Origin of the sequence: Brevibacillus soli, from assembly GCF_044759095.2 — a bacterium.
Classification (GTDB): Bacteria; Bacillota; Bacilli; order Brevibacillales; family Brevibacillaceae; genus JBIYSM02.
In genome coordinates this window covers 40,008-63,607 of sequence record NZ_JBIYSM020000025.1, presented here as the reverse complement: position 1 = coordinate 63,607, position 23,600 = coordinate 40,008, and the positions used below count along the sequence as shown (strand labels likewise).

Sequence of the window (23,600 nt, the reverse complement as noted above, 5' to 3'; positions counted from 1 at the left end):
CTTCGCCAGCCGTAGTAGCAGTATTGACAATATTTTCATTCATCAGTGATGCCGTGAACGCGGCATGGAAGTCTTATATGCCAAAAAAGGAGACGAGCCCCGTCTCCCTCTACACGACTGGGCGCTTCACCGCTTCGACAGTGGCAAGCGCCGCTTTCAAATCTTCGTATATGATGTTTCCGACCACGACGGTGTCGGCGATTTGTGCCATTTCCACAGCCTGTTCAACTGTACGGATGCCCCCGCCGTAAAACAGGTGGGCGTCTTCTGCTCCCGCTTTGCACGCCCGGACAATCTCCGGATCCCCGTATGTGCCGCTGTACTCCACATAAACAATCGGCAGTCGGCAAAGTTTTGCTGCTACCCGGGCGTACGCCTTGGCTTCCTCCGCGTCAGCGATCGGCTTGGCCTTGGTCAGCCTTGCAACCGAAGCATCCGGATTCCCGATCAAATAGCCCTCGGCGAAAATCTCTTCCCAGTGAATATAGGAACCGTAGTCACGCAGTCCGGCAACGTGCGGGGCAAACAGCCAATCGGGATCACCCGCATTCAGCACGAGCGGTACGAAGTAGGCGTCGAAGCCCGGCACCACCGCCTCCAGCGAGGAGATCTCGAGAACGACAGGTACCGCGTAGCGACGGATGCGGGACATCAGCTCCAGCGTATTGTCATAGGTTACACCGTACGTGCCGCCCACCAGAACGGCATCCGTTCCCGACTCGCACAATGCCTCAAGAGCTTCGTCGTCAATCGGCTTGTCGGGATCCAGTTTAAACGTATGACGCCAGCCACGAAAGTCAATCACAGATGCTGCCTCCCAATCTATTTGCCAATCCTCTCAAGCGCCAGCTGGTATCCGTCGTTGCCGTAGTTCAGACAGCGCTTCACGCGGGAGATTGTCGCCGTGCTGGCCCCGGTCTCCGCTTCGATCTGGTTGTACGTGAACCCTTTTCGCAGCATGCGCGCAACTTCCAGACGCTGTGCCAACGACTGCATTTCATTAATCGTGCAGAGATCGTCGAAAAACTGATAGCACTCCTCGATCGTTTCCAACGACAGGATTGCCTCAAACAGCTGTTCGATTCCCTTGCCCTTCAATTTCTCCAATTGCATGCGATCACCCCATAAATTCGTAGGGAAACTATTTCTCTGTAAAATTTTTATGCGTTAAAGCCCTATTACCTATCTTATGGGATATTCCCGACAACTTCAAGTCCCTATTGGAATTTCACCGAATGGGTCAACCCCGGTACGTGCGGGACGATGTTGATCCAGGTGTTGCCCGGCAAAAGCGGCAATTCCTCGGTCATCCCGGCGTCTGCATATGCGCGGATCACCCCGCCGCTGCGCTTCCACTTTACCTTGCGCGCCTTTCCCTGCTGAAACAGGTAGCCGTCGCCCGGCCCAACTACGTCCACCTGCCTGCGTCCTTCCTTGTCCAGAACGCGGTGCTTGGCGGCGATCACAAGCAGGTTGGTCACGGACAGCTGCTGATTGGTTGTCAGATCGATGTGGGGCTTGCCGGCCGTAAACCTCAGGTATTTTTTGCTGGACGAATCATAGCTGTAGCTGATCTTGTTCAGTTGATGGTAGGTCACGTCAATTTTTCCGGCCGGTTCTCCCTGCGCAATCACTGCATCAGCGGGCAGGAACGGGAAGAACGGAAGCTCGGAAGCAGGTCTCATTCCCTTTTCCCGGATTGCCTGCTCAATCAGGCCAGGATCGGTGTACAGGTTGTGCGGGGCCTTGCGAAACTTCTCCCGCCAGAAGTATCGGCTGTTGGCGATTTCGTTGACGGAACTGTAGTCGGATCGGGCAAGCGTCTCCAGGGCATCCGGACTGCCGCCGGCGTGAATCATCACGGCGTCAAAGCCTACGCCGATCTGGATGAAATACGGCCGGATACTGCGCACAGGTCCGATCACCTCTGGCTTCTGACTCTGGTAAATGGCAAGAAAACGGGTCATTTCTCCTTCAGCAAGCACTTCGTAAACAATATCCGCCTTGTTCAAGCCGGACTGCGGCCTTGCCTGCGGAGCGTTATTGATCATCACCATGATTGGGCGATTGTCCAAACGCTCGTTGGTACCCAAACCGGTAAAGGGAGCCGTGTAGGTATAGGTCGGGGTCTGAGGTTCAGACGGCTTGGGCTGCTCAACCGTAGGAGCCGGCGGCTGCTCCGGAGCGGGATTTGGCGGAGTTCCGACCGGCTGGCTGCATGCCGCCATCATCACGAGACTGAGAAGCAGCAGGGAGAACACCGGTTTTTGACGTCGATTCATGGAAGCGCTCCTTTCCAGTTTTCTCTTTGTTTTCCTCTTCTTTCTTCATAAACGGCTGTGAATCCTGCTTACACAAGTTTCCCATGATTCTCCTACCAGCCTGCCACACATGGTGTTTTTAGCTGTGCTACAATAATCATAGAATATGGAAAGAAGCGAGGGATATGCTGTGACGACCCCTTACCTTGTCTATTTGGTGGATGACGAAACCACCTTGCTGGAACTGCTTCAATCTTATCTGCAAAACGCTGGCTATCAGGTGAAGGCGTTCAAAAGCGGCGCAGAGGTGCTCCCGGTACTGGAACAGGAACAGCCCCACCTGTGGATTCTCGATATCATGCTCCCCGATATTGACGGATACGAGCTGCTTCGGCTGATTCGCAGCAAGTCGGACGTGCCGATTATCTTCATCTCAGCCCGCGATCAGGACATTGACAAAATTATCGGGCTGGAGCTAGGCAGCGACGACTATCTGGCCAAGCCGTTTCTCCCACGCGAGCTGGTCATCCGGGTGCAAAAGCTTTTGCAGCGTACCTACGAAAAGAGCGGCAGCCTGCCGAACCAGCCGCAGCAATTCCATGACTGGGTGGAAGTCGGCCCCTACCTGATTTCAGAAAAAGGCAGGCTCGTGAAGGAAGGCGAAACGCCAATCGAGCTGACGACCAAGGAGTTTGAATTCATCATCTACCTGCTCCACAATCGGGGCATTGCACTGCATCGGGAGCAGATCCTGCGGGCCGTATGGGGAGAGGATTATATCGGCTCGGACCGGGCAGTGGACGATCTGGTCAAGCGAATTCGCAAGAAACTACCGAAGTTCCCGCTGGAAACCGTGTACGGCTTCGGCTACCGGATGACCGCGACATGAGAAGCCGTTTTCAGTTGAAAAACCTGCCGCTCTCCCGCCAGATCCTCATCCTGTTCATGCTGCTCACCACCGTACTGGGCGTCAGTGTGGGTACCCTTTACCCGCTGGCCATCAAACAGTATCTCGTCGGAAACGCCTACGCCCTGCTCGAAGAAGAGTTCGAAACGCTGGCCAGCCACATCGCCTTTACGGAAAACCGCGAACTGCTTCCCGTTCCGGCGGCGGCACCCTACTTCCTGCAGCTGCTGCTCTCCCGGTACGAGTACTCATTTGACGTCATCGTCTTCGCGGCCAACGGGCAGCAATTGGGCAGCCGGAGTGCCGAGCCCATTCCCCCCTCCGATGCCGCCGAGCTGTTCCGCCTGGCCGCCTCCTATCCGCGCAATCGACTGCAGCACGGCACCCTTGAGCGGGGTTCGGAAGATTATCTGTTCGTCAGCAAACAGATGGATTACCACGGCTTTCCCTACTATTTGGTGCTGTTTTCCAAGGAACGGGAGCTGAACCAAATCAACGCCCTGCTGACCCGTCAGTTCTTTCTGATCTTCGCCGTGCTCCTTTTGGTCAGTTGGCTGTTGGCTGTCTGGTTTAGCCGCTACCTGAGCAATCCGCTTCGCCGGTTGGACGAATCCTGCCAGAAAATTGCCCGCCGCCAGTTTGACATCCCGCTCACGGTCGATCGCGAGGATGAAATCGGCCAGCTTGCCCGCTCCTTTGAGACGATGAAGAACCAACTGAAGGAATACGACGAGTCTCAGCGCCATTTTGTCCAGAACATTTCCCACGAGCTGAAAACGCCGATCATGGCGATCCAGGGGTATGCGCATGGATTGCTGGAAGGGGTCTTTCGCGGCCCGCAGGCTGAAAAGGGACTGCAGATTATTATGGAGGAAAGCAAGCGTCTGGAAAAAGTCGTGGAGCAGCTGCTGTATCTCACCAAAGTCGAATCGATTGCCCAGATGATGCAAAAGAACCGCGTGGATCTGACGGAGATGTTTCACCTGCTGGAGCAGCGGCTCTCCGTCCTCAATCCGGACATCCGCTGGGAGCTTCATCTGCCGGCCTCGCTCACGATTGAAGGGGACGGCGAACAGCTGAGCACTGCATTTGTCAATCTTCTGGAAAACCAGCTGCGTTATGCCAAAAGCCGCTTGACCATCACCGGCAAACAAACGGGAGACGCCATTACTCTCACCATCGCCAACGACGGCCCGCCGATCGAGGAAACGCTGCTGCCCAACCTGTTTCAACGCTTCCGCAAAGGGAAATCAGGCAAGCACGGACTTGGTCTTGCGATCGCCCGCGCCGTCTTTGAAGCCCACGACGGCAGCATCAAGGCAAGCAATGAAGCGGACGGACCGGTGTTTACCATCACTCTTCCGCTTCACCCTGCAGGAACGACGTAGATAATACGGAAGCTCATGCGCCTTCCATATGGCGAGCATGAGCTTCTTCTGTTACAAGAACCCGGAAGGCGAATTCTCCATCTAATTAACTTTGCGAACGTACCAAAGAATGTTTACAATATTGACAGCACCCTTCAGAGGTTGGGTGCTCCCTTCCTCGAAAGGATGAGAAACCATGAGTGATAAACTTGACCTGATCCTTCAAGAACTGAAGCACGTTCACGAGAACATCTCCGTTCTTGATTCCAAAGTGTCGTCTCTCGATACTAAAGTGTCGTCCCTTGATTCCAAGGTGTCGTCTCTCGATACTAAAGTGTCTTCCCTTGATTCCAAAGTGTCTTCCCTTGATTCCAAAGTGTCTTCCCTCGATACTAAAGTGTCGTCTCTCGATTCCAAGGTGTCGTCTCTCGATTCCAAGGTGTCGTCTCTCGATGCTAAAGTGTCTTCCCTTGATTCCAAAGTGTCTTCCCTTGATACTAAAGTGTCTTCTCTCGATTCCAAAGTGTCGTCTCTCGATTCCAAGGTGTCGTCTCTCGATTCCAAAGTCTCTTCCCTTGATGCAAGAGTATCCGTTCTAGAATCAAACCAGCTCACCTTCCTTCAGGAATTGCGGGAGATGCGGCTGGAAAATCAGGCGAGGGATCGGATGATGTTCCAGGAGTTTGAGAAGCTTGGAAACGCGATTCAATACGTCAATCGACGCATTGCTGACGTAGAGCTGGGCGTTATTCTGTCACAATCAAAACCGAGTGAAGACAAAGGCGATATTCTATAGAGAAGGGGCTGTCCCAAAAGTCTAGTTTAGACTGAGGGATTGCCCCTTTTATCAGAGATGGCACCTTTATCGCTTTTTCTATGACTGCTCGAACGAGCCGGATTAAACGGAAAAACCAGCACCGTAACGTGCTGGTACTCTTTCAAAGTTTTGGTTTGTGAAGCGCCTTTGCCAGCAAAACGCCTCCGTTTCAACACGTCTCGAGCAAGCGGGCGAGGAGTGCGGTTCTCAAAGGGATATCTTCAAGGGTGACAAACTCACCCGGCGAATGGGCAAACCCGCCGCGGGCTCCCAGACCATCCAGCGTCGGCACCCCGCAGGAGGCTGCAAAATTGCCGTCGCTCACCCCGCCTGTTCCAGACTCCTCCAGTTCCATGCCCAATTCGTCAGCGCTGATCTTGCGAGCGAGTGCAAACAGTTGGGCTGTCTGCTCCGTACGCTGCATGGGAGGACGGCGGATGCCGCCTGTGACCGACAACCGAGCCCCCGGCAGAGTCGGCTGCAGGGTTGACATCCATTGGTCCAACCGTTTCGCTTCTTCCGTCGTCATCATTCGGATGTCTACTTCGGCCTCCGCGTAGTCCGCAATGACATTGGCACCGATGCCGCCGCGGATCACGCCAACGTTGACCGTGGTTCCCGTTTCGTAGTCCGTGAGCGCATGCAAGGCCTGTACCTGTCGGGACAGCTCCTCAATGGCGGAAACCCCTTTGTGATGATCAACCCCGGCATGGGCGGAGACACCGTTCACCGTCAGGGAATAATGAGCGCTTCCCTTTCGCCAGGTTTTCAGTGCTCCATTCGGTTCGGTCGGGGGTTCCAGAACGAAACAAGCAGATGATTGGCGAGCTTCTTCCTCCACCAGGCGGCGGGATGTCGGACTCCCGATCTCTTCATCGCTATTGATCAAGAACACGACTCGCTTGTCTTTCGGGAAACGATCCCACTCCCGCAGGACATGAAGAGCAAACATCGCCTGAAGCAGACCCGCTTTCATGTCGTAAACCCCTGGTCCGAACGCCTTTCCATCCGCGATGGTAAACGGCCGCCGCTCCGCCTCTCCCAGCGGCCATACCGTGTCGTAATGGCCGATCAAGAGAATCTGCTTTTCCCCGTTCCCCAGCTCGCAGCGAAGCTGATCGCCGTACGTATCGTTGTGAATGCGTACCGCCTTTCCGCCCGTCAGGCGTTCAAACAGTTGCCCGTACCAGTTCGCCATCCGGTCACCCTGCGGCTTGTCCCGGGAAGGCGAATCCATGTTGACGCTCTCCTCCAGCAGCTGCAGAAAGTCGTTCATTTGTTCTCGGATATAGGAGTGCATCTAGAGTCACTGTCCTTACGTTTAATGTGATTGAGAGTTAAGTCCGAACAAACGCTCCAGCCCGTAGACTTTCTCCAGCAGCAAAATGAAACCCAGACTGATCAGGATGACCACGGTAGAAATGGACGCTACCAGCGGATCCAGCGTTTCCTGCATGTAGTTGAAGATCGCCAGCGGCAGCGTCGTCGTATCGGGCGCGACCAGAAACAGTGACACTGTAACGTTGTCGAACGAAGTCAAGAAGGAAAAAATCATTCCCGAGAGAATGGCCGGTCGAAGAAGTGGCAGGGTAACGTCCCAAAAAACCCGTGCCGGACGTGCCCCCAACATGTACCCGGCCCGTTCCAGGGTGAAGTCAAAGGTGCTGAGTCCCGTGAGCACCAGACGCACCACGTAGGGAATGGATATCAAGATGTGAGACAGCAGCAGGCCGGTAAACGTCCCCGCCAGTCCAATCCGGGTGAAAAAAATCAAAGCAGCGATACCGATGATTAACGACGGTACCGTAAGCGGTGACAGCATCAATGCATTCAGGACACCGCTGCCGCGGAACTTGTACTTGGCCAACGCAAACGCAGCCAGCGTGCCAATCAGGGTGGCCAGCACGGCGGTAATTGCAGCCAGCTTCAGGCTAAACCAGAACGAATCGACAAATTCCGGCCGATCCAGTATCATCGTATACCACTTCCAGGAAAAACCTTCCGGCGGGAATGACAGATAACCCGCTGCCGTAAATGAAGTCGGAATAATCACGAGAAACGGCAAATTGACCAAAAGCAATACGATCCATGTAACGACACCCAACCAGTTGATCCGCTTCATGATGAAAACACCTCTCTGTACCGCTTCGTCTCCACCAACCGTGTAAACAGGCTCACCAGGACAAACGTACTGCCCAGCAGCAGGAAGGAGAGAGCTGCGCCCAACGGCCAGTTCAGCGTGGACATGATTTGCTCATACACGATAACCGGCATGACCTTGACAGAGGTTCCCCCCATCAATGCCGGAGTCACATACGCACTCATCGAGAGACTGAAAACCAGCGTGACGCCGGCCACGATTCCCGGAAGACTAAGCGGGAGTGTGACAGAAGCGAACGTGCGCAATCGCGTAGCTCCCAGGATGGAAGCCGCCTTGGACAAGGATGGGTCAATGGCGTACAGACTGGTGGCAATCGCCAGGACCATATACGCGATAAATGCGTCAGTCAGACCAATGACGACCCCCAGCTCGTTGTAGAGAAGCTCCAACGGTTCCTGAATAACTCCCAGCTTGAGCAGCATCTCATTAATCCAACCGTTGTTTCCGAGCACGACCACCCAGCCAAAGTTGCGAATGACTACACTGATCAAATGCGGAGCAAGGATGAGCATCGTGATAATCCCCCTCATCCGACCGGACGCCTGCGCCATGTACATGGCAACAGGATAGCCCAGCAATAGCGTCAGAAGAACGGTCCACAAGCTGACACGAATGCTGCGCCACAGAATATCCAGATAAAACGGATCCTGAATAAACAACAGGTAATTTTGCAAGGTGAACTGTTCCAGATCGTCCTGAAAGCTCAACAGCAGCATAAGCAGCATCGGGATCAGAAACACTCCCAACAGGACGATCATGCCCGGCGCCGTCAACAGGAGAATGGCCAACCGTCTACCGTTCATCGGCCATCCCTCTCTGTCGGCAGAACCAGTACGTCTGCTTCGTCCCAGCTGCAAGAAACGGCTCGTCCGGGTTCCAGGTTAATGCTGCTGTCCGCCATTTGCACCTTCGCCGACAAGGAGAGTTTCCCTGCATGAATTTCACATTCGGAAAACGCCCCCAGGAATGAGGTCATGACGATTTCGCCGCTTGCCTGATTCTCGCCTCCTTGTCCGGTGACAGCCGGGGCGATCTTGATCTTTTCCGGGCGGATAAACACCTTTACCTTTTCCCGCTGGACAAAGGAGCGTTCCTGGCGACCTGCTCTGATCAAAAGACCAGTGTCCGTTTTTATCAAGAGACGCGAACCGTCCTGCTCCACTACTTCCCCGCTCAGCCTGTTGGTCTTGCCGATAAAGGTATGAACAAATTCCGATGCCGGACGGTTGTAGATCTCCAACGGTTTTCCGATCTGCTCCACAAACCCGTGGTTCAATACAACGATGCGATCGGACAGCGACAGCGCTTCCTCCTGGTCGTGGGTAACAAAGATGGTGGTTACGCCGATCTCCTGATGCAGTCGTTTCAGTTCGTCCCTCAGTTCTTCGCGAAGCTTGGCGTCCAGGTTGCTGAGCGGTTCGTCCAAGAGCAAGAGCGATGGCTCTATGACCAAAGCGCGGGCAATGGCGATCCGCTGCCGCTGTCCACCAGACAGCTGCTTCGGGTAGCGATCAGACACATTGGGCAGCTTGACCAGGTCCAATACCCGTTTGACCCGCTCCTGCGCCTCTGCTTTGCCTACCTTGCGCAGCTTCAGTCCATAGGCCACATTTTCGGCCACGGTCATGTGCGGAAAGAGTGAATAGGTTTGAAACACCATTCCCAATTCCCGCTTGTACGGAGGCACGCCGTTCATGCGCTGCCCCTTGATGAAGAGATCCCCTTCGTCGGGCTCCAAAAAGCCGGCAATCATGTTGAGTGTGGTCGTTTTTCCGCACCCGGACGGGCCGAGAAAGGAGATAAACTCTCCTTGCTCGACCTGCAGGTTGAAATTTTGCACCACCACGTTGCTTTGGAAGGTCTTCTTGATGTTTCGCAACTCAACATCGATGTTCTTACCCAAGATGGACACCTACTTTCCTACGTTTGGAGCAATTTCCCGGTTAAAGCGATCCAGCCATTCCGCTGTTTTGTTACCTACGACGTCGTAATCGAAGATCACCACTTTACTGCGGTCAAATTCAAGTTGCTTCGCCAAATCATCCGGCAGTTTTACGTCTACGGCCGGATTGTAGTACAGCTCGGCGGCGTACATGGTTTGCACTTCTTCGGTCAACAGGAAATCAATGAAAGCTTTGGCTGCTTCCGGATGCTTGGCGTTTTTTACCAATGTGGCCACGTTCGGCACGACGTTGGCTCCTTCTTCCGGGAAGACGAACTCAAGCGGCAAACCAGCTTTCTTCTGGGTCAGGCTGCGTGCCATTGTCCAGGTGGTATAGGCTGCGCTTTTGCTTTGCAGGTTCTGCTGCAGCTGAGCAGCGCTCTTGGCAAAGGTCGGCATGTAGCTGGCAATCGTTTTCAGCTTTTCAAAGCCAGGGTCGATGTTTTTCTCGGAGCCTCCGTTGGCATAGGCCAGCATGATGGTGGCAGAGCGGCCGAAGTTGCTGGCGATATCGGTCATGGTAATGTAGCCCTTTAGTTCCGGTTTGGCCAGGTCATTCCACGACTTCGGCACCGGCAGATTCTTTTCTTTCACCAGTTCAGCATTGTAGGAAATCCCCATCGGAGTAAAGTTGACGGTTACCCCGCTGTCGTCTCGTATCTTGAGGTCGGCTGGCACTTTGGCCATGTTCGGCACGTCTGCCTCGGTAATGGTCTCCCACAGCCCTTCCTGACGGCCTTTTTCCTGCTCTCCGCCTTCGATGATGGTCACGTCGATCTGCGGCGAATTTTTCTGCGCCTTTACCTTGGCCACGATCTCCGTGGAGACACCCGACACATACGTGAGCTTCACGTTGGGATATTTTTCGTTAAACTTTTTGAAGATGTGATCTTTCATCAGCTTTTCAACCGTCGCCCCATTCCCGGCAACCACCAAAGTGTCCTCCAGTTGAGCCTGGGCAGCAGGTTGATTTCCGCCTGCGGGAGCAGGTTCGCTCTTTTGCGGAGCGGACGACTGCGGCGCGGACGTACCGCAACCGGCCAGCAGAGATCCGGTCAATGCAATGACTGACAGAATGGATAACGCTTTCTTTTTCACTTTTGTTCAACCCCCAATTGATGATCATTGTTCACGAATAGAGAACGTTGTTTGCCATTCGGGAACACTAGTGTTATACTAGCATAAAGATACTGACTATTCAACTTTTTCGTTTTTCGAAAGACAGCATTTTTGATAGACTGAGAGTATTCTCCATCAAATACCTCTGAAGGAGTTTCTGGTATGGATCACGTTCTTTCTTCCGTTCGTAACAGCTGCCGGCTGCTCAAGCTGTTCCTGGACTCTCCGCGCGAAATGGGCGTCACTGAGGTGAGCAAGCGGCTTCAATTGTCCAAAGGGGCCGTTCACAAGCTGCTGGTCACCTTGGAAGCGGAGGGCTTTATTCGCAAAAATGAAGAGACGAAGCAGTACACATTGGGGTACACGTTGCTTGAGCTAGGCACGAAAGTCATTAAAAACCACGATATCGTTGACTTTTCACTGCCGCACATGCACGATTTGGTCTCCTCCACTCAGGAATTGGTCGTGCTTTGTGTGCTCGACAAGAAAGACGCCATTTACGTAGCCAAGGTAGATTCTCCACTCCCCATTCGCTTCAATGTAGAGAACTACAGGCGTTTTCCTCCCTATGCTACTACGGGTTCACGGGTACTGCTCGCTTATCAACCGGAATCGTTTCAAGAAGAAATTCTGGCTCATGCCGAGATTCGGTCTTACACGCCACACTCTTTTACAAGTGCCGAAGAGATTCGGGAAAACCTGCGAGAAATCAAGGCTCGTGGCTACGAGATCAGCTCCAATCGGCGCAACGTGGGCGTGACAGGTATGGCTGCCCCCATCTTTGATTCCACCGGACAAGTTACGGCGGCCATCAGCGTCATTGGTCCATCCGACCGCGTTCTTCTGCAGCAGGAATCAATCTTGCAGCACCTGCTGAAGACGGCCCGGGAAATGTCTCAAAAACTGGGGTACCGGCCGTAACGTCAAAACCCTCTGCCGCAGCGTTTATCCGCCATGCAGAGGGTCTTTTTATTCACAAAAACATGCGCCATGCTGCCACCACCGCCACACCTGTCAGCAAGGAGAGAACGATCTGCTTTTTCCACAGGCCCACAACCAGCGAGGCTGTACCCGCGATCAGGTATTCGGGACTCCAGGCCCCTTCCCTTGTGTGAAACAGAACCGGCGGAATCGTGAGCGAACTGAACACTCCTACCGGCACCATCGCCAGCCCCCTGCGCAACCACTGAGGAATCTCCCAGCGAGAGCTGATCAGCAGCATGGGAAAACGAGTGAGATAGGTGATGACCGCCATCCCGATGATGTACCATACGACGCTAGTGTTCATCAGACAACGCTCCCATCCCAACCGCTGTCAACGTTCCTGCAATCACTGCGGCTGTCGCTCCCCCCAGCCAAAACCCCAGACAGGCAACGGCGGCCGAACACAGGCCCACTTTGACGTGAAACGACGAAAGCAGATTCACCGCAAGAAACCCGAGAAAGGTGGCGGTAAACGCAAAGTCCAGACCAAATCTCTCCGGTTCGGTAAATACGGCGCCAAACAGCGCTCCGGCCAATGTGCTTGCGTTCCAGATCAGGTAGTCGGTGACGCTGGCCCCTGCAAAAAAGGCAAGGCTCGGTCGTTCTCCCGACGACAGGTATGTCGCTTTTAACGCATAGGTTTCATCATTCAAGGTCGCCGCCATGAGCGAAAGCTTCCACGGAGACGTCTCGCGAAAATGCGGACCAAGCGACAACCCGTACAGCAGTTGACGCGCGTTCAAAAGGAAGGTGGACACCAGAATCGGCCACCCGACGATCCCTTGCGAAATCAGTCCCACGGCCGCAAACTGCGACGATCCCGCATTCACGAGCAGGGAAAATAACATCGCTTCCGCAACGCCCAGTCCAGCCTGTCTGGCCAAAATGCCGAACACCAACCCGTCCACAACCCCGGCAGCGGCTACCGGCACAATTTGTTTCATCCCTTTTGCGAACAACACATACGTCGACGACAAATTTCTCCCTCCTACGTCCCGGCCTTCTTTTCGAGGAAAGGCTTCCAACACCGGTACAGCTGCCGGATCCCCTCCTCGATCTGCTCAACCGTCAAACCGCCGAAGCCCAGCTGAAAAGCAGGCGGACGGTTTTGCGGCGGATGCAGCCATTTCCCGGTCGTCGGATAGACGCGAATTCCGGCCCGCTCCGCCTCCTGCGCAAGCTCATCCGCTGACAGCCGGCTGTTCACTTCCAGCGTCACGGACAAACCCGCATCCTGCCCTCTGACCTGCACATGCTGTCCCATCACCGCCCGCAGCGCATGAAGCATGACATCGTGTTTTTTCTGGTAGATCGTACGCATCTTGCGGATGTGCCGCTCCCATTCTCCGTTTTTCATGAACAGAGCCAGCACCTTTTGGTGAATCGGGGACACACTCTGATCGTACGTGGAAAAGCGACCGTGAAAAATGGCGAGCAGCCCCGGAGGCAGCACCATGTAACTGATGCGAATGGCGGGGAGCAGCGACTTGGAAAACGTGCCAATATAGACGACGTTTCCGTGGGTATCCATGCCCTGCAGGGAAGGAATCGGTTTGCCGTGGTAGCGAAACTCGCCGTCATAATCGTCTTCGATGATGAGCCCGTTCGCTTTCGCCGCCCATTGCAGCAGTCTCATCCGTTTGGCGAACGGCATCACAGCCCCCGACGGATCCTGATGGGACGGCGTAATGTAGACAAGCCGCGCGTCACTTGATGCCAATGCTTCTACATCGATACCGTCATCTTCCAGGGGAATGGGACGAAGCGCATACCCGAGATGCACAAACACGGAGCGAACTCCATTGTACCCCGGCTCTTCCATCGCGACGGGGCGCCCGTCGACTCCGATCATTTGACAAAGCAGGTTGATAATCAACTGGGTACCGGCCGCCAGCACAATTTGATCCGCGGTGCAGTTGACACCGCGCGCCCTCCGCAGATAGGAGGCCAGCTGTTCCCGCAGTTCCGGCTCCCCCTGACGGTCTCCATAGTGAATGATCTCCTTGTGCTCCGCACGGAAGCATTGATTGGTGTACTTGCGCCACAGATCAAAGGGAAAGTGTTCCGCCTCCACTCTGGCCGGGTGGAAATCGTAACGGATCGTTTCCTTTTTCAAGCCCTCCCCGGCTGACAGGAGAGGGGAGGTGGGCGCAGCAGGAGAGGCCGTCAGTTCCGAGTCCATCTCCACCACATAGAAACCGCTCCTCTCCCGGCTTTCAATGTATCCTTCCGCCATCAGCTGATGGTACGCCGACTCTACCGTTGTTTTGCTCAGCTGCAGAAAGCGGCACAAATCCCGAACGGATGGCAGTCGTGTGGCAGACGGAAGCCGCCCCGTCTGTATCTCCTCGCGAAAATAATGGTACAACTGCATATATAAAGGCTGCTCTGCCCCTTCGTCCAAGCGCGGACTGATATCCACTGCCTTCCCTCCATCTGACCACTACGCATTCAGAAATTCTGTCCCTTTCGAAAAGGGTCAGTTTTTTCTATCATAACAGAAGATTCCTGCAGAAAGGAGAGATTGCCTTGAACCAACGCTCCATCGGATTGTCCCACTGCACCTCCCTCTACGTGGCGGCCATCCTCGGATCCGGTGTCCTGTTTCTCTCCGGCAGCACGGCCAACGTCGCCGGACCCGCTTCCTTGCTTGCCTGGCTGCTGGTGATTTTGTTAAGCTTTCCTCTGGCTTACTCCTTCGCCGCCATGTCCCGTGCCTATCCTGACGCAGGTGGAGCAGCTACCTTTGTCAAAATGGCGTATGGCCCCACCCTTGGCGTCAGGTGGCGCTGCAGCAAAAAACCGATGGACTCGTTTGAGTTCCATCGGTTCTTGTCCACAGATTAGGCCAGGTAGGCTTCCCGCACTTGCGGATTGGCCAACAGCGTCCGGGCATCATCCTGAAGAATGATCTCACCGGTTTGAATAACGTAGCCGCGGTTGGCAACGGAGAGCGCCTGGTTGGCGTTTTGCTCTACCAAAAGAATCGTCATGCCTTCGCGATTGAGCTCGGTCACGATGTCAAAGATCAGCTCCACCAGAATCGGAGCGAGACCCATGGACGGCTCGTCCAGCATCAGAATCTTCGGCTTCATCATCAATCCGCGGGCGATGGCCAACATCTGCTGTTCGCCCCCGGACATCGTGCCGCCCTTTTGATTCATCCGCTCTTTCAAGCGCGGGAAGTAGCGGAAGGCCCGCTCGATCCCCTCTTCAACGAGCGCCTTGTCGGTCACGGAAAAGGCCCCCATCTCCAGATTCTCCCGCACGGTCAGTTTCGGAAAGATGCGGCGCCCTTCCGGCACGTGGGCGATTCCCAGCTGCGCAATATCGTGCGTGCGCATTCCGGTGATGTCTTGGCCGTTGAAAAAGACTTTCCCTTCGCGGGCGCGTGTCTGTCCGCAAATGGTTTTCAACGTCGTCGACTTGCCTGCCCCGTTGGAGCCGATCAAGGTGACGACCTCACCCTCCTCGACCCGGATGCTTAAACCTTTCAGTGCGTGAATACCGCCGTAATAGGTGTGTACGTTTTGCAGTTCCAGCAGTGCCATGTCTCGTTCCCCCCTCTTACGACACTTCCGTCGCGCTCTTGCCGAGGTACGCTTCGATCACGTTCGGGTTGTTGCGGATCTGCTCCGGAGTCCCCTCGGCAATTTTGCGTCCGTAGTCCAGCACGTGGATGTATTCGCTCAAGCCCATGACGAGCTTCATGTCGTGTTCAATCAAAATGATGGTCAAATCCAGCTCTTTTTTCAAACGGCGGATAAAGTCGGTCATCTCAAGCGTCTCCCGCGGGTTCATCCCTGCAGCCGGCTCGTCAAGCAAAATGATCTGCGGATTGGTGGCCAATGCGCGGGCGATTTCCAGGCGGCGCTGCAAGCCGTACGGCAGGCTTCCGGCCGCTTCGTTCGCGACGTGGGAAATACCGACGTACTCCATCAGCTGGTACGCTTCCACACGTGCGCGTTCCTCTTCCTCACGCACCCGCTTGGTATTGAACAGGATACCCAAAATCCCTGCGGACAGGCGGCTGTGAACACCGACCATCACGTTTTCCAAAGCCGTCATCTCTTTGAACAGGCGAATGTTTTGAAAGGTCCGGGTGATGCCGTACGCGGCGATTTGATCCGGACGAAGTCCCTTGATGCTTTTCCCGTTCAGGAGAATCTCTCCCTCATCCGGTTCATAGAAGCCTGTAATCATGTTGAAAAACGTGGTTTTCCCGGCGCCGTTCGGACCAATGACGGCTGTAATCGTTCCCTTATCGATCTTCACGGTGACGTCCTGGTTGGCGACGAGTCCGCCGAACCGCTTCGTCAGGCCGTTTGCTTCCAATAGTGCCATTCTATTCCCTCCTTGTCCGCTACGACTGCTTGCCTTGCGGTAGCTTGCCGAGGATACCCAGTTTTTCCTTGGCATAGGCGCTGCCCTTGATGGCGTCGATATCGTTTTTCTTGCGCTTCGCCGGAATCAGACCGTTCGGACGGTAGAGCGCGACGAGAATCAGCATAATTCCGAAAATCAGGCGTTGGAACTTGGAAGGGTCCAATTGGTTCGGCAGGTTGATGATGCCGGATTGCTGCAGGGTGTGCAGGAAGTTGGAGAACTCCTTCAACAGCTGCACCTGAAGCACGGTGACAAACGCCGCTCCCAGGACAACACCCGGGATGCTGCCGCTGCCGCCCAGAATCACCATGACCAGAATCCCGATGGACTCCATCAGCGTAAAAGACGTCGGGTCGATAAATGTCTGCTTGGCCGCAAAGATCACACCGACCACTCCGGCAAAGGAAGCACCGGTCGCAAACGCCGCCAGCTTGGTGTTCAGGAGCGAAATCCCCATCGATTGGGCAGCCAGTTCATCCTCGCGCACCGCGATCCACGCGCGTCCCAGACGGGAGTGCTCGAAGCGGATGTTGGCTAAGACGATGAAGGCGATGACAATCAGCGTAATAAAGTAGAAGTAGAACGGTGTGCCCATTTTGAGACCGAACAGCTCCGGCGACGGAATCGGAGTGATCCCTTGCGGCCCGTTGGTAATGTTTACGGGCTTATCCAGGTTGTTAAAAATAATCCGAATAATCTCGCCAAAACCAAGGGTAACGATGGCCAGGTAGTCACCTTTTACACGGAGAACAGGCAGACCCAGCAAAATCCCGAAAATCGCAGCGACGATCAACCCGACAATCAGGAACGGCCAAAACCATTCACCGCTCAAAGGGAACAGGTTGCCCGCGATAAATTCGTTGGCCTGCGAGGTAGAGAAGATGGCGTACGCGTAAGCACCGGCAGCGAAGAATGCCACGTATCCAAGGTCCAACAAGCCGGCGAAGCCTACTACAATGTTGAGTCCCAATGCCATGGCTACGTAGATCCCAACCTGCGACGCCACTTCCATGTAGTAGCGGTTGTCACCGGCAACGAGCGGAATGATCAAAAGCAGCACTGCCGCTCCCAGCAGCATCTGAATCTTCTTCGTCGTGTTGGTATAGTAGATGACGATAATGGAAGACAAGATTCCGAGAAACGCCATTACGGACTTGTCCATAAAATGCAACGCTGAAGCAAATACGGCAATCCAAATCAGGGTAAAGAGAAGCGGAACACCCTTGAACGAACCGGTTACGAATTTAGCCACTTGCTCTCACCTACACTTTCTCTTTCACGGCTTCGCCAAACAGACCTTCCGGTTTGAACAGAAGCACGAGAATTAAAATACTGAACGCAAATACGTCCTTGTACTCGGCACCAAATGCGCCGCCAGTCAGCGGACCCATGTACGCGCCGGAGAGGGACTCCAACAGACCGAGCAGCACACCGCCCACCATCGCGCCGCGGAGGTTGCCAATCCCGCCCAGTACGGCAGCGGTAAATGCTTTTAAGCCGAGAATAAATCCAATGTACGGGTCAATGGTTCCGTAGTTTTGCGCAAACAGTACGCCGGTGGCTCCGCCCAGGCTGGAGCCGATCAGAAAGGTAAGCATGATCACTTTGTCTACATTTATGGTCATCAGCGAAGCCGTGGTTTGATCCTGCGCTACGGCACGCATGGCAATTCCCCATTTTGTTTTGTTCACGAACAGCGTCAAGGCTATCATCATCACGATCGCAAGGACAATCACAATCAGACCTTTTACCGGAATGGTTGCTATGCCACCCAAGGAAACAGAACCTGTAAACAAAATCGGACTATTCAAATAAAATTCATTGCGAGCAATCGCTTCTGTAAAACGAACCAGGTCTTGCAGCAGGAATGATACACCGATGGCAGAGATCAGCGGAACAAGGCGGGGTGCGCTGCGAAGCGGCCGATAGGCTATGCGTTCGATTCCGACGCCAAGCGCCCCGGTAATACCCATCGCAAACAGAAGCATCAGGAACAGGGCGACAAACGGATTCATGCCTTCCAGTGCGCCGAGTGCGTCAGAGATGAGCAGGACTTCTGTTCCTACAAAGGCACCCACCATGAAAATCTCTCCGTGGGCGAAGTTGATGAATTCAAGAATACCGTAAACCATGGTGTAGCCGAGTGCGACGACAGCGTACATAAATCCGAGTGTTAAACCGTCAACCAATACCTGAGGTAAAATGCCGAGCAGCATGCGTTGATCCCTCATTCCTTCATAAACTTAATAATTTTCTGTATTCGGTGCCACCCAAGAAAAAGGGGCGAACACCTGCGTGCCGCCCCTAGGGTGGATGAGGCTAGTGAGGTACGTCTAGGCTGAGAAGAATTATTGTGCCTTCCCTACGAATACAGATTTGTCTTTTTCGTACTTGTAGATGAATACGTCTGCGTTGGTGTTGTCACCTTTGTCGTCGAAGGTAACTTTTGTAAATTGACCTTGGAAGTCCTTGGTCTTGTGAACAGCTTCGAGAACCTGTTCACGGGATGGTTTTTTGCCGCCGTTCGCTTTGATGGCTTCCAGCACGCCGTTCAGTACGACGTTCATGGAGTCGAAACCGTATACGGAGTAGGTTTCGAGCGGTTTATTCGTGGCTTTCTTGTATTCTTCAGCCCATTTCTTGCCTTCTTCGGTTTGCGTGACGTCACCCGCTACGGAAGTGAACACAACGCCTTCTACTGCAGGGCCTGCAATTTTTATCATATCAGAAGAGTCCAAACCGTCGCCACCCATAAAATAACCCTTGTAGCCTTTTTCACGGGCTTGCTTGATCAGGATGCCGCCTTCCGGATAGAGTCCGCCGAAGAAGATGATGTCAGGGTTTTTCGCTGTTACCTGGTTAAGTACTGCGCTGTAGTCCTTCTCGCCTTGCGTAATGCCCTCGTAGCCGAGAAGTTGCACACCGTCTTTTTCAAACTGCAACTTTACCTGATCAGCCAAACCTTGGCCGTACGCTGTCTTGTCGTGAATGAGGAACGCAGTCTTCACGCCCAGCGTATTTTTCGCGTACATCGCCGCTTTCGGTCCTTGCGAGTCGTCGCGCGCGCAGATGCGGTGAACGGTTTTCTTGCCTTCTTCCGTCAGTTTCACTGCGGTATTGGCCGGGGATACCATCACGAGTTTGCCTTCTTCATATTTTACGGAAGACGGGATGGCTACACCAGAGTTGAGGTGACCGACAACGCCCAGTACATCCGGGTTGGAGATCAGCATTTCCGCATTGGACACGCCGATTTTCGGGTCAGCCTGATCATCCTGCGGGAAGAGCTGCACGTCGAAGCCCAGCGCTTTGAATTCCTCTTTTCTCTGGTTCAATGCGTACTCGGCACCTGTCTTAATCGCATCCCCCAGAGAGGATTGGTTGCCGGAGAGTGGGGTTTGGGTAGCAATTAAGATCTTGCCGCCGTCTGCCGCTCCCCCGCTGGAGCCGCCTTGCTGAGCCGGGGCTGGAGTGGAGCCTCCGCCGCTGGCATTGCTGCCGCCGGCATTGTTGGAGCCTGCGCAACCAGTCAGTGCAACGCTCGCTGCCAGCGCTGCGGATAAGAAACCGAGTTGAGTGCGTTTCTTCATACGAATTGAATCCCCCTTTTAATCAATCTTTATTTTTCTGAATCCAATCCTTCTACTTGTTTTTTCTGGTTGCGACTGTGAGAGCGGCTGCCAAAATTGGCCTCCATGTCAGATGGGGATTGGCTCTTTTTTAATTGTAAAATAAATTAGAAAATTTACAAGAGAAAAAAATATTTTTTGCAAAAACATATTACTCCAGCATGATAGAGCCATTTTTTTGATGAAATTGAAATCAAATAACTATATCAATGATTCACCAGTGTAAAGCGTTGTTTATCCATCACATTTTCGAGAGGGAAGAATGATCGTTCCCTGCTTCACGTCGTACAGACCTTCGCCGGTCAGACGCACAAACGGCAGATGCGTAGCGGTGAAGAAGAGCAAGGAATAAATCGGATCGAGATGTCGATGTCCTTTCTGCCGCATTTGTTCTACAAACTCTTCCGCTTTTGCGATGATCTCGCCCATAGGTCGGTCCGTCAGCTTGCCGGCGAGCGGCAGAGGTATTTCCATTGAGATTCCCCCCTGTTCCGCCAGCGCGATACCGCCCCCATTCCTGATGACCCGCTCGAGCGCCCTGGTCATTGCCTTCGGATCGCGGCCGATAATCAACCAGTCGGCAGACGCTGTGTAGGTGCTGGCCATCCCCTCGATCATCTGTCCGAATCCGCGGACAACTGCCTGCGTCAGCCGCTTCTGGCGGGGATCCAGACAGAAAAGAAAGGAAAGCTCCGGATCCTGCTCGACCGTAACGTACCCCTCTTCGTCAGCGGGCAGCTCTTCCCACTTCAGTTTGGTAATGACGGCGTTTGTCATTTCCAGAACAGGTACCGCCTTTCCTTCATGCGGGATTCGGAACCATTGCGGGTTGACCGGACCGTCCAGCATATGGTTTACCTGCGGAAAACCGTACGCCGACCAGTTCAATTCAACGGTTGGTTCAAGCAATTGACCCTCTCTGACTGCCCTTCGCCCGTTGGCGATCACCAGCTTTGGCGTCGGTTCTTCGGGACTGGTCAGGAACAGCACATCGGCGACTCGGCCGGGTGCGATTCCCCCGATCTCTCCGTCAAGTCCGTAGTAGACTGCCGGATTCAAGGTAGCCATGACGTACGCTTCGAGAGGCGGCATGCCCGATTCCATCGCGACGCGGAGAATGTAGTCGGTAAACCCGTGACGCATCATCGGCGGTGTGCTGCCGTCGGAGGTGAGCATCATGCGGGACGACCACGGCACTCCCCTCTGGACAAGCCCGCTCACCAGCTCCGGGAGATCGGGACGGATGGAGGAATGGCGCAGGGTGGCATACATACCGAGGCGCAACCGGTTGATCACCTCTTCGGCCGTGATGCTCTCATGGCAAGCGGTAATCCCCGCCGCTGCGGCAATGTTCAGTGTCTCCACGGAGGCGCCGGGATGATGCCCTTCCATTCGTTTGCCCACATCGCGAACGTACTTGAGGCCGAATAAAATCGTTTCGTCTTCCGTCAACACTCCTTGCCAATCGGTAAGCTCTCCCCCCTGAATGACCAACGGGTTCGCCACCATTTGCGCCACGCCCTGCCTGCTGTATGCGGCATCTTCCGCCTGTCCTCGAATTTGCGGGTCCAGACGCGCCCAAAAAAACTGTTTTACGGGATGCGCCTGCAGTTTTTCCATGATGTCGGCTACTTCCTCAGGGGGCAAAAGACTGTTGAGAAACAACGTATCGGAGATCATCGTCGTCGTTCCCGTCTGCAAGGCAAAATCAGCCAGCGTTGCGGGATTGTACCATTGAAAGGGGTGTGCATGAGGCTCGATATACCCGGGGACCAGATAATACCCCTCGGCATCGAGGATGTCTGTGCCTTCGTCTACAACGGGTTCCTTTTCACCCACATAAGCGATTCGCTCGCCCGATGTGACGATATGAACCTGCTGCCATTCCTTCGTGTAGACGTTTAATACATTGCCTCCTTTCAGCCACATGCTGGCCGGAGCCTGCCGCTTGGCGGTCCGGACAAGCCGGCGGAAGGCTTCTTCCGTTACGGGACGTACACGCATCATCCTACCCTCTCCCATCGTGTTTCTAGCGAACGCTCAGTCACATTCCCTATATGCTTCGCTGCACCGTACCCTACCTCCTTTCACTTGGAACGAGATCTAGCAAGATTTTCCTCGGCTGTTTTGTCCAGTTCGGTACACACTACCAAACAGGATTAGATTACCCTCTACTACAGGAGGCAAGCCTATGCGAAAAAACGTCGGAACCGTCGACGCGACCATTCGAATTACCCTTGGGTTGTTGGGATTGGCTTACGGGATCGGCAAAATGAGCCGAAAACCTCGCCGTGCACCCTGGTTTTTAATGACGATGTCTGCCATGAAAGTGGCGGAAGGGATTACCCGTTTTTGCCCGATGCTGTATGCCTTCGGATCCAACACGGTCACGAAGGCAGGCGTAAACGCAATGATGGGCAATATGGCGGAAGGAATGATGGAGGCGGGGAGACAAGCGGCGCAACAACCAAAGCAGGCAGGTAAACAGGCGTCACCGGCAAAACCGGGCGAGCCTTCTGATTCGTACAGCCGAGATGAGCACTTGTATCCTACGTACTCCTAGGAGGTGGAGCAATGGCGTACGGAACGCCCTGGTATGAGTGGTTTTCCCACAATGCCTTTGTATTGCTGCTCGCCATCGGAACAGTCGGCGCGATGGCATATTTCATCTACATTTCAGGCAAAAAGAAAGGGAGATACCGCCAATAGGCAGGAGATCTCCCTTTTTTTCGGCTGACAGTCTTGTTTGCGGTTATTTCGTGTGTCGGAAAGCCTTGTCGGCGATATCACGGCGATAATGGGCACCGTCAAAATGAATGGAGCGGACGCTCGCATAAGCAGCTTCGCGAGCCTCGGCAAGAGTTTTTCCCGTACCGGTGACACCCAGCACGCGTCCTCCGCTGGTAACGATGCCTTCTTCCGTCCGCTTCGTTCCGGCGTGGAATACAGTGGCACCCTGCTGGAGTTGATCCAGCCCGGAAATCGGCTGTCCTTTCGGATAATCACCGGGGTAGCCAGGAGCTGCCATCACGACGCAAACGGCACTTCCCTCTTTCCACTTGACGTCTACGTCAGCCAGTTCGCCGTTTACCGTAGCCACAAATATATCGACCAAATCCGTCTCCAAAAGCGGCAGGACCACTTGTGTTTCCGGGTCTCCGAAACGGGCGTTAAACTCCACTACTTTCGGCCCTTCCGCTGTAATCATCAGCCCCGTGTAAAGGACGCCTTTAAACGGGATACCGTCTTGCGCCATCCCTTTTGCGATCGGCTTGACAATCTTCTCCACGATTTCTTCCACAAGCTCGGCAGACATGTGCGGCACAGGGGCATAGGTGCCCATGCCGCCGGTATTCGGCCCTTTGTCTCCGTCAAAAACGCGCTTGTGATCCTGCGAGGTAATCATCGGCTTCACTGTTTCACCGTCCACGAACGACAGCAGCGTCAGCTCCTCTCCGCGCATGCACTCTTCGATCACGACACGCGCCCCCGCCTGACCGAATGCGCCTTCCTGCATGATGTGGTACAGCGCCTCTTCCGCCTCTTCCAGCGTTTCCGCCACGACCACGCCTTTCCCGGCAGCCAGGCCGTCCGCTTTTACGACGATCGGTGCTCCCTGCTCTCGTACGTAGGCGAGAGCAGACGGATAATCGATAAACGACTCGTAGCGCGCGGTCGGAATGTTGTAGCGCGTCATCAGATTTTTGGCAAAGCACTTGCTTCCCTCGATTTTGGCGGCAGTCGCCGATGGTCCGAAAATCGGCAGGCTGCGTTGGGAAAAGAAATCGACAATACCGGCCAAAAGCGGCTCTTCCGGCCCCACCACTGTCAGGTCGATCCCCTCGTCTTTGACGAACTGGGCCAGCGCGGCAAAGTCATCGATCGGAATTGGTACGTTTTGAGCCAGCTCGGCCGTACCGCCGTTGCCAGGGGCACAGTAGATTTTCTTTACTTTCGGGCTTTGCGCCAGCTTCCAAACGATGGCATGCTCACGGCCTCCGCTGCCGATTACGAATACGTTCATCCG

24 protein-coding genes and 1 pseudogene are annotated in these 23,600 nt (G+C 54.4%); 7 read left to right on the top strand and 18 right to left on the bottom strand.

The window, feature by feature from the left end; translation table 11 throughout:
• Positions 1–109: 109 nt before the first annotated feature.
• The 3 genes from pcrB to ACE99V_RS12115 all read right to left on the bottom strand — a co-directional run bounded on the left by pcrB (position 110) and on the right by ACE99V_RS12115 (position 2,282).
• Positions 110–805, bottom strand: coding sequence for a heptaprenylglyceryl phosphate synthase (pcrB, locus tag ACE99V_RS12125; protein WP_400491349.1), 696 nt, complete (start codon positions 803–805; stop codon positions 110–112).
• A gap of 17 nt (positions 806–822) precedes the next feature.
• Complete coding sequence (locus tag ACE99V_RS12120) at positions 823–1,113, bottom strand: YerC/YecD family TrpR-related protein (RefSeq protein WP_400491348.1); 291 nt, start codon at positions 1,111–1,113, stop codon at positions 823–825.
• Positions 1,114–1,217: 104 nt separating this feature from the next.
• Positions 1,218–2,282: a DUF3048 domain-containing protein gene (locus ACE99V_RS12115; protein ID WP_400491347.1), complete on the bottom strand. Its 1,065-nt coding sequence runs from the start codon at positions 2,280–2,282 to the stop codon at positions 1,218–1,220.
• A gap of 169 nt (positions 2,283–2,451) precedes the next feature.
• Between ACE99V_RS12115 and ACE99V_RS12110 the strand changes: the two genes are divergently transcribed.
• The 3 genes from ACE99V_RS12110 (at position 2,452) to ACE99V_RS12100 (ending at position 5,331) form a co-directional block, all read left to right on the top strand.
• Positions 2,452–3,150: a response regulator transcription factor gene (locus ACE99V_RS12110; protein WP_400491346.1), complete on the top strand. Its 699-nt coding sequence runs from the start codon at positions 2,452–2,454 to the stop codon at positions 3,148–3,150.
• Positions 3,147–4,556, top strand: a complete 1,410-nt coding sequence (locus ACE99V_RS12105) for a sensor histidine kinase (protein ID WP_400491345.1) — start codon at positions 3,147–3,149, stop codon at positions 4,554–4,556. Before ACE99V_RS12110 ends, ACE99V_RS12105 begins: the two co-directional genes overlap by 4 nt.
• A 175-nt stretch (positions 4,557–4,731) precedes the next feature.
• Positions 4,732–5,331: a hypothetical protein gene (locus ACE99V_RS12100; protein WP_400491344.1), complete on the top strand. Its 600-nt coding sequence runs from the start codon at positions 4,732–4,734 to the stop codon at positions 5,329–5,331.
• 190 nt (positions 5,332–5,521) lie between these two features.
• Here ACE99V_RS12100 and ACE99V_RS12095 read toward each other — a convergent pair whose 3' ends face one another.
• The 5 genes from ACE99V_RS12095 to ACE99V_RS12075 are packed head-to-tail and all read right to left on the bottom strand — an operon-like array spanning position 5,522 to position 10,553.
• Positions 5,522–6,652, bottom strand: coding sequence for a M20 family metallopeptidase (locus tag ACE99V_RS12095; RefSeq protein ID WP_400491343.1), 1,131 nt, complete (start codon positions 6,650–6,652; stop codon positions 5,522–5,524).
• A gap of 21 nt (positions 6,653–6,673) precedes the next feature.
• Positions 6,674–7,474, bottom strand: coding sequence for an ABC transporter permease (locus ACE99V_RS12090; RefSeq protein ID WP_400491342.1), 801 nt, complete (start codon positions 7,472–7,474; stop codon positions 6,674–6,676).
• A complete protein-coding gene (locus ACE99V_RS12085) occupies positions 7,471–8,316 on the bottom strand; it encodes an ABC transporter permease (protein WP_400491341.1) in 846 nt (281 codons plus the stop codon). The genes ACE99V_RS12090 and ACE99V_RS12085 overlap by 4 nt, the downstream gene beginning before the upstream one ends.
• On the bottom strand, positions 8,313–9,416 hold the full coding sequence (locus tag ACE99V_RS12080) for an ABC transporter ATP-binding protein (RefSeq protein WP_400491340.1): 1,104 nt from the start codon (positions 9,414–9,416) through the stop codon (positions 8,313–8,315). Before ACE99V_RS12080 ends, ACE99V_RS12085 begins: the two co-directional genes overlap by 4 nt.
• Positions 9,417–9,425: 9 nt before the next feature.
• Entirely contained in the window at positions 9,426–10,553 is a 1,128-nt protein-coding gene (locus ACE99V_RS12075; RefSeq protein WP_400491339.1) for an ABC transporter substrate-binding protein, read from the bottom strand.
• 183 nt (positions 10,554–10,736) lie between these two features.
• On the opposite strand from ACE99V_RS12075, the gene ACE99V_RS12070 reads away from it, so the two are divergent.
• The gene (locus ACE99V_RS12070; RefSeq protein WP_400491338.1) at positions 10,737–11,495 is read left to right on the top strand and encodes an IclR family transcriptional regulator; all 759 of its coding nucleotides are present in this window, start codon (positions 10,737–10,739) and stop codon (positions 11,493–11,495) included.
• Between the two features lie 52 nt (positions 11,496–11,547).
• On the opposite strand, the gene ACE99V_RS12065 is transcribed toward ACE99V_RS12070, so the two are convergent.
• From ACE99V_RS12065 to pdxR, 3 genes are read right to left on the bottom strand one after another with little or no spacing between them, the layout of a single operon-like run.
• Positions 11,548–11,862 (bottom strand): AzlD domain-containing protein, encoded by a 315-nt coding sequence (locus ACE99V_RS12065; protein WP_400491337.1) that lies wholly within the window; start codon positions 11,860–11,862, stop codon positions 11,548–11,550.
• Complete coding sequence (locus tag ACE99V_RS12060; protein WP_400491336.1) at positions 11,852–12,535, bottom strand: AzlC family ABC transporter permease; 684 nt, start codon at positions 12,533–12,535, stop codon at positions 11,852–11,854. The genes ACE99V_RS12065 and ACE99V_RS12060 overlap by 11 nt, the downstream gene beginning before the upstream one ends.
• Before the next feature lie 11 nt (positions 12,536–12,546).
• On the bottom strand, positions 12,547–13,980 hold the full coding sequence (pdxR, locus tag ACE99V_RS12055; RefSeq protein ID WP_400491335.1) for a MocR-like pyridoxine biosynthesis transcription factor PdxR: 1,434 nt from the start codon (positions 13,978–13,980) through the stop codon (positions 12,547–12,549).
• Positions 13,981–14,087: 107 nt separating this feature from the next.
• Here pdxR and ACE99V_RS12050 point away from each other — a divergent pair.
• Positions 14,088–14,336: pseudogene (locus ACE99V_RS12050) on the top strand (amino acid permease); the annotation flags it as partial.
• A 65-nt stretch (positions 14,337–14,401) separates the two neighbouring features.
• Here the strand turns inward: ACE99V_RS12050 and ACE99V_RS12045 are convergent.
• The 6 genes from ACE99V_RS12045 to ACE99V_RS12020 all read right to left on the bottom strand — a co-directional run bounded on the left by ACE99V_RS12045 (position 14,402) and on the right by ACE99V_RS12020 (position 21,580).
• Positions 14,402–15,109, bottom strand: a complete 708-nt coding sequence (locus tag ACE99V_RS12045; protein WP_400491334.1) for an ABC transporter ATP-binding protein — start codon at positions 15,107–15,109, stop codon at positions 14,402–14,404.
• A gap of 16 nt (positions 15,110–15,125) precedes the next feature.
• Positions 15,126–15,902, bottom strand: coding sequence for an ABC transporter ATP-binding protein (locus tag ACE99V_RS12040; protein ID WP_400491333.1), 777 nt, complete (start codon positions 15,900–15,902; stop codon positions 15,126–15,128).
• 19 nt (positions 15,903–15,921) lie between these two features.
• Positions 15,922–17,196 carry a branched-chain amino acid ABC transporter permease gene (locus tag ACE99V_RS12035; RefSeq protein ID WP_400491332.1) on the bottom strand — a complete coding sequence of 425 codons (1,275 nt, stop codon included), beginning with the start codon at positions 17,194–17,196 and terminating at the stop codon, positions 15,922–15,924.
• Between the two features lie 10 nt (positions 17,197–17,206).
• Positions 17,207–18,160 (bottom strand): branched-chain amino acid ABC transporter permease, encoded by a 954-nt coding sequence (locus tag ACE99V_RS12030; protein WP_400491351.1) that lies wholly within the window; start codon positions 18,158–18,160, stop codon positions 17,207–17,209.
• Positions 18,161–18,292: 132 nt separating this feature from the next.
• The gene (locus ACE99V_RS12025) at positions 18,293–19,534 is read right to left on the bottom strand and encodes a branched-chain amino acid ABC transporter substrate-binding protein (RefSeq protein ID WP_400491331.1); all 1,242 of its coding nucleotides are present in this window, start codon (positions 19,532–19,534) and stop codon (positions 18,293–18,295) included.
• 273 nt (positions 19,535–19,807) lie between these two features.
• Positions 19,808–21,580 (bottom strand): adenine deaminase C-terminal domain-containing protein, encoded by a 1,773-nt coding sequence (locus ACE99V_RS12020; RefSeq protein ID WP_400491330.1) that lies wholly within the window; start codon positions 21,578–21,580, stop codon positions 19,808–19,810.
• A gap of 184 nt (positions 21,581–21,764) precedes the next feature.
• Between ACE99V_RS12020 and ACE99V_RS12015 the strand changes: the two genes are divergently transcribed.
• Positions 21,765–22,136 carry a YgaP family membrane protein gene (locus tag ACE99V_RS12015; RefSeq protein WP_400491329.1) on the top strand — a complete coding sequence of 124 codons (372 nt, stop codon included), beginning with the start codon at positions 21,765–21,767 and terminating at the stop codon, positions 22,134–22,136.
• A gap of 11 nt (positions 22,137–22,147) precedes the next feature.
• Entirely contained in the window at positions 22,148–22,282 is a 135-nt protein-coding gene (locus ACE99V_RS12010) for an EYxxD motif small membrane protein (RefSeq protein WP_400491328.1), read from the top strand.
• A 43-nt stretch (positions 22,283–22,325) separates the two neighbouring features.
• Here ACE99V_RS12010 and purD read toward each other — a convergent pair whose 3' ends face one another.
• On the bottom strand, positions 22,326–23,597 hold the full coding sequence (gene purD, locus ACE99V_RS12005; RefSeq protein ID WP_400491327.1) for a phosphoribosylamine--glycine ligase: 1,272 nt from the start codon (positions 23,595–23,597) through the stop codon (positions 22,326–22,328).
• Positions 23,598–23,600 lie beyond the last annotated feature (3 nt).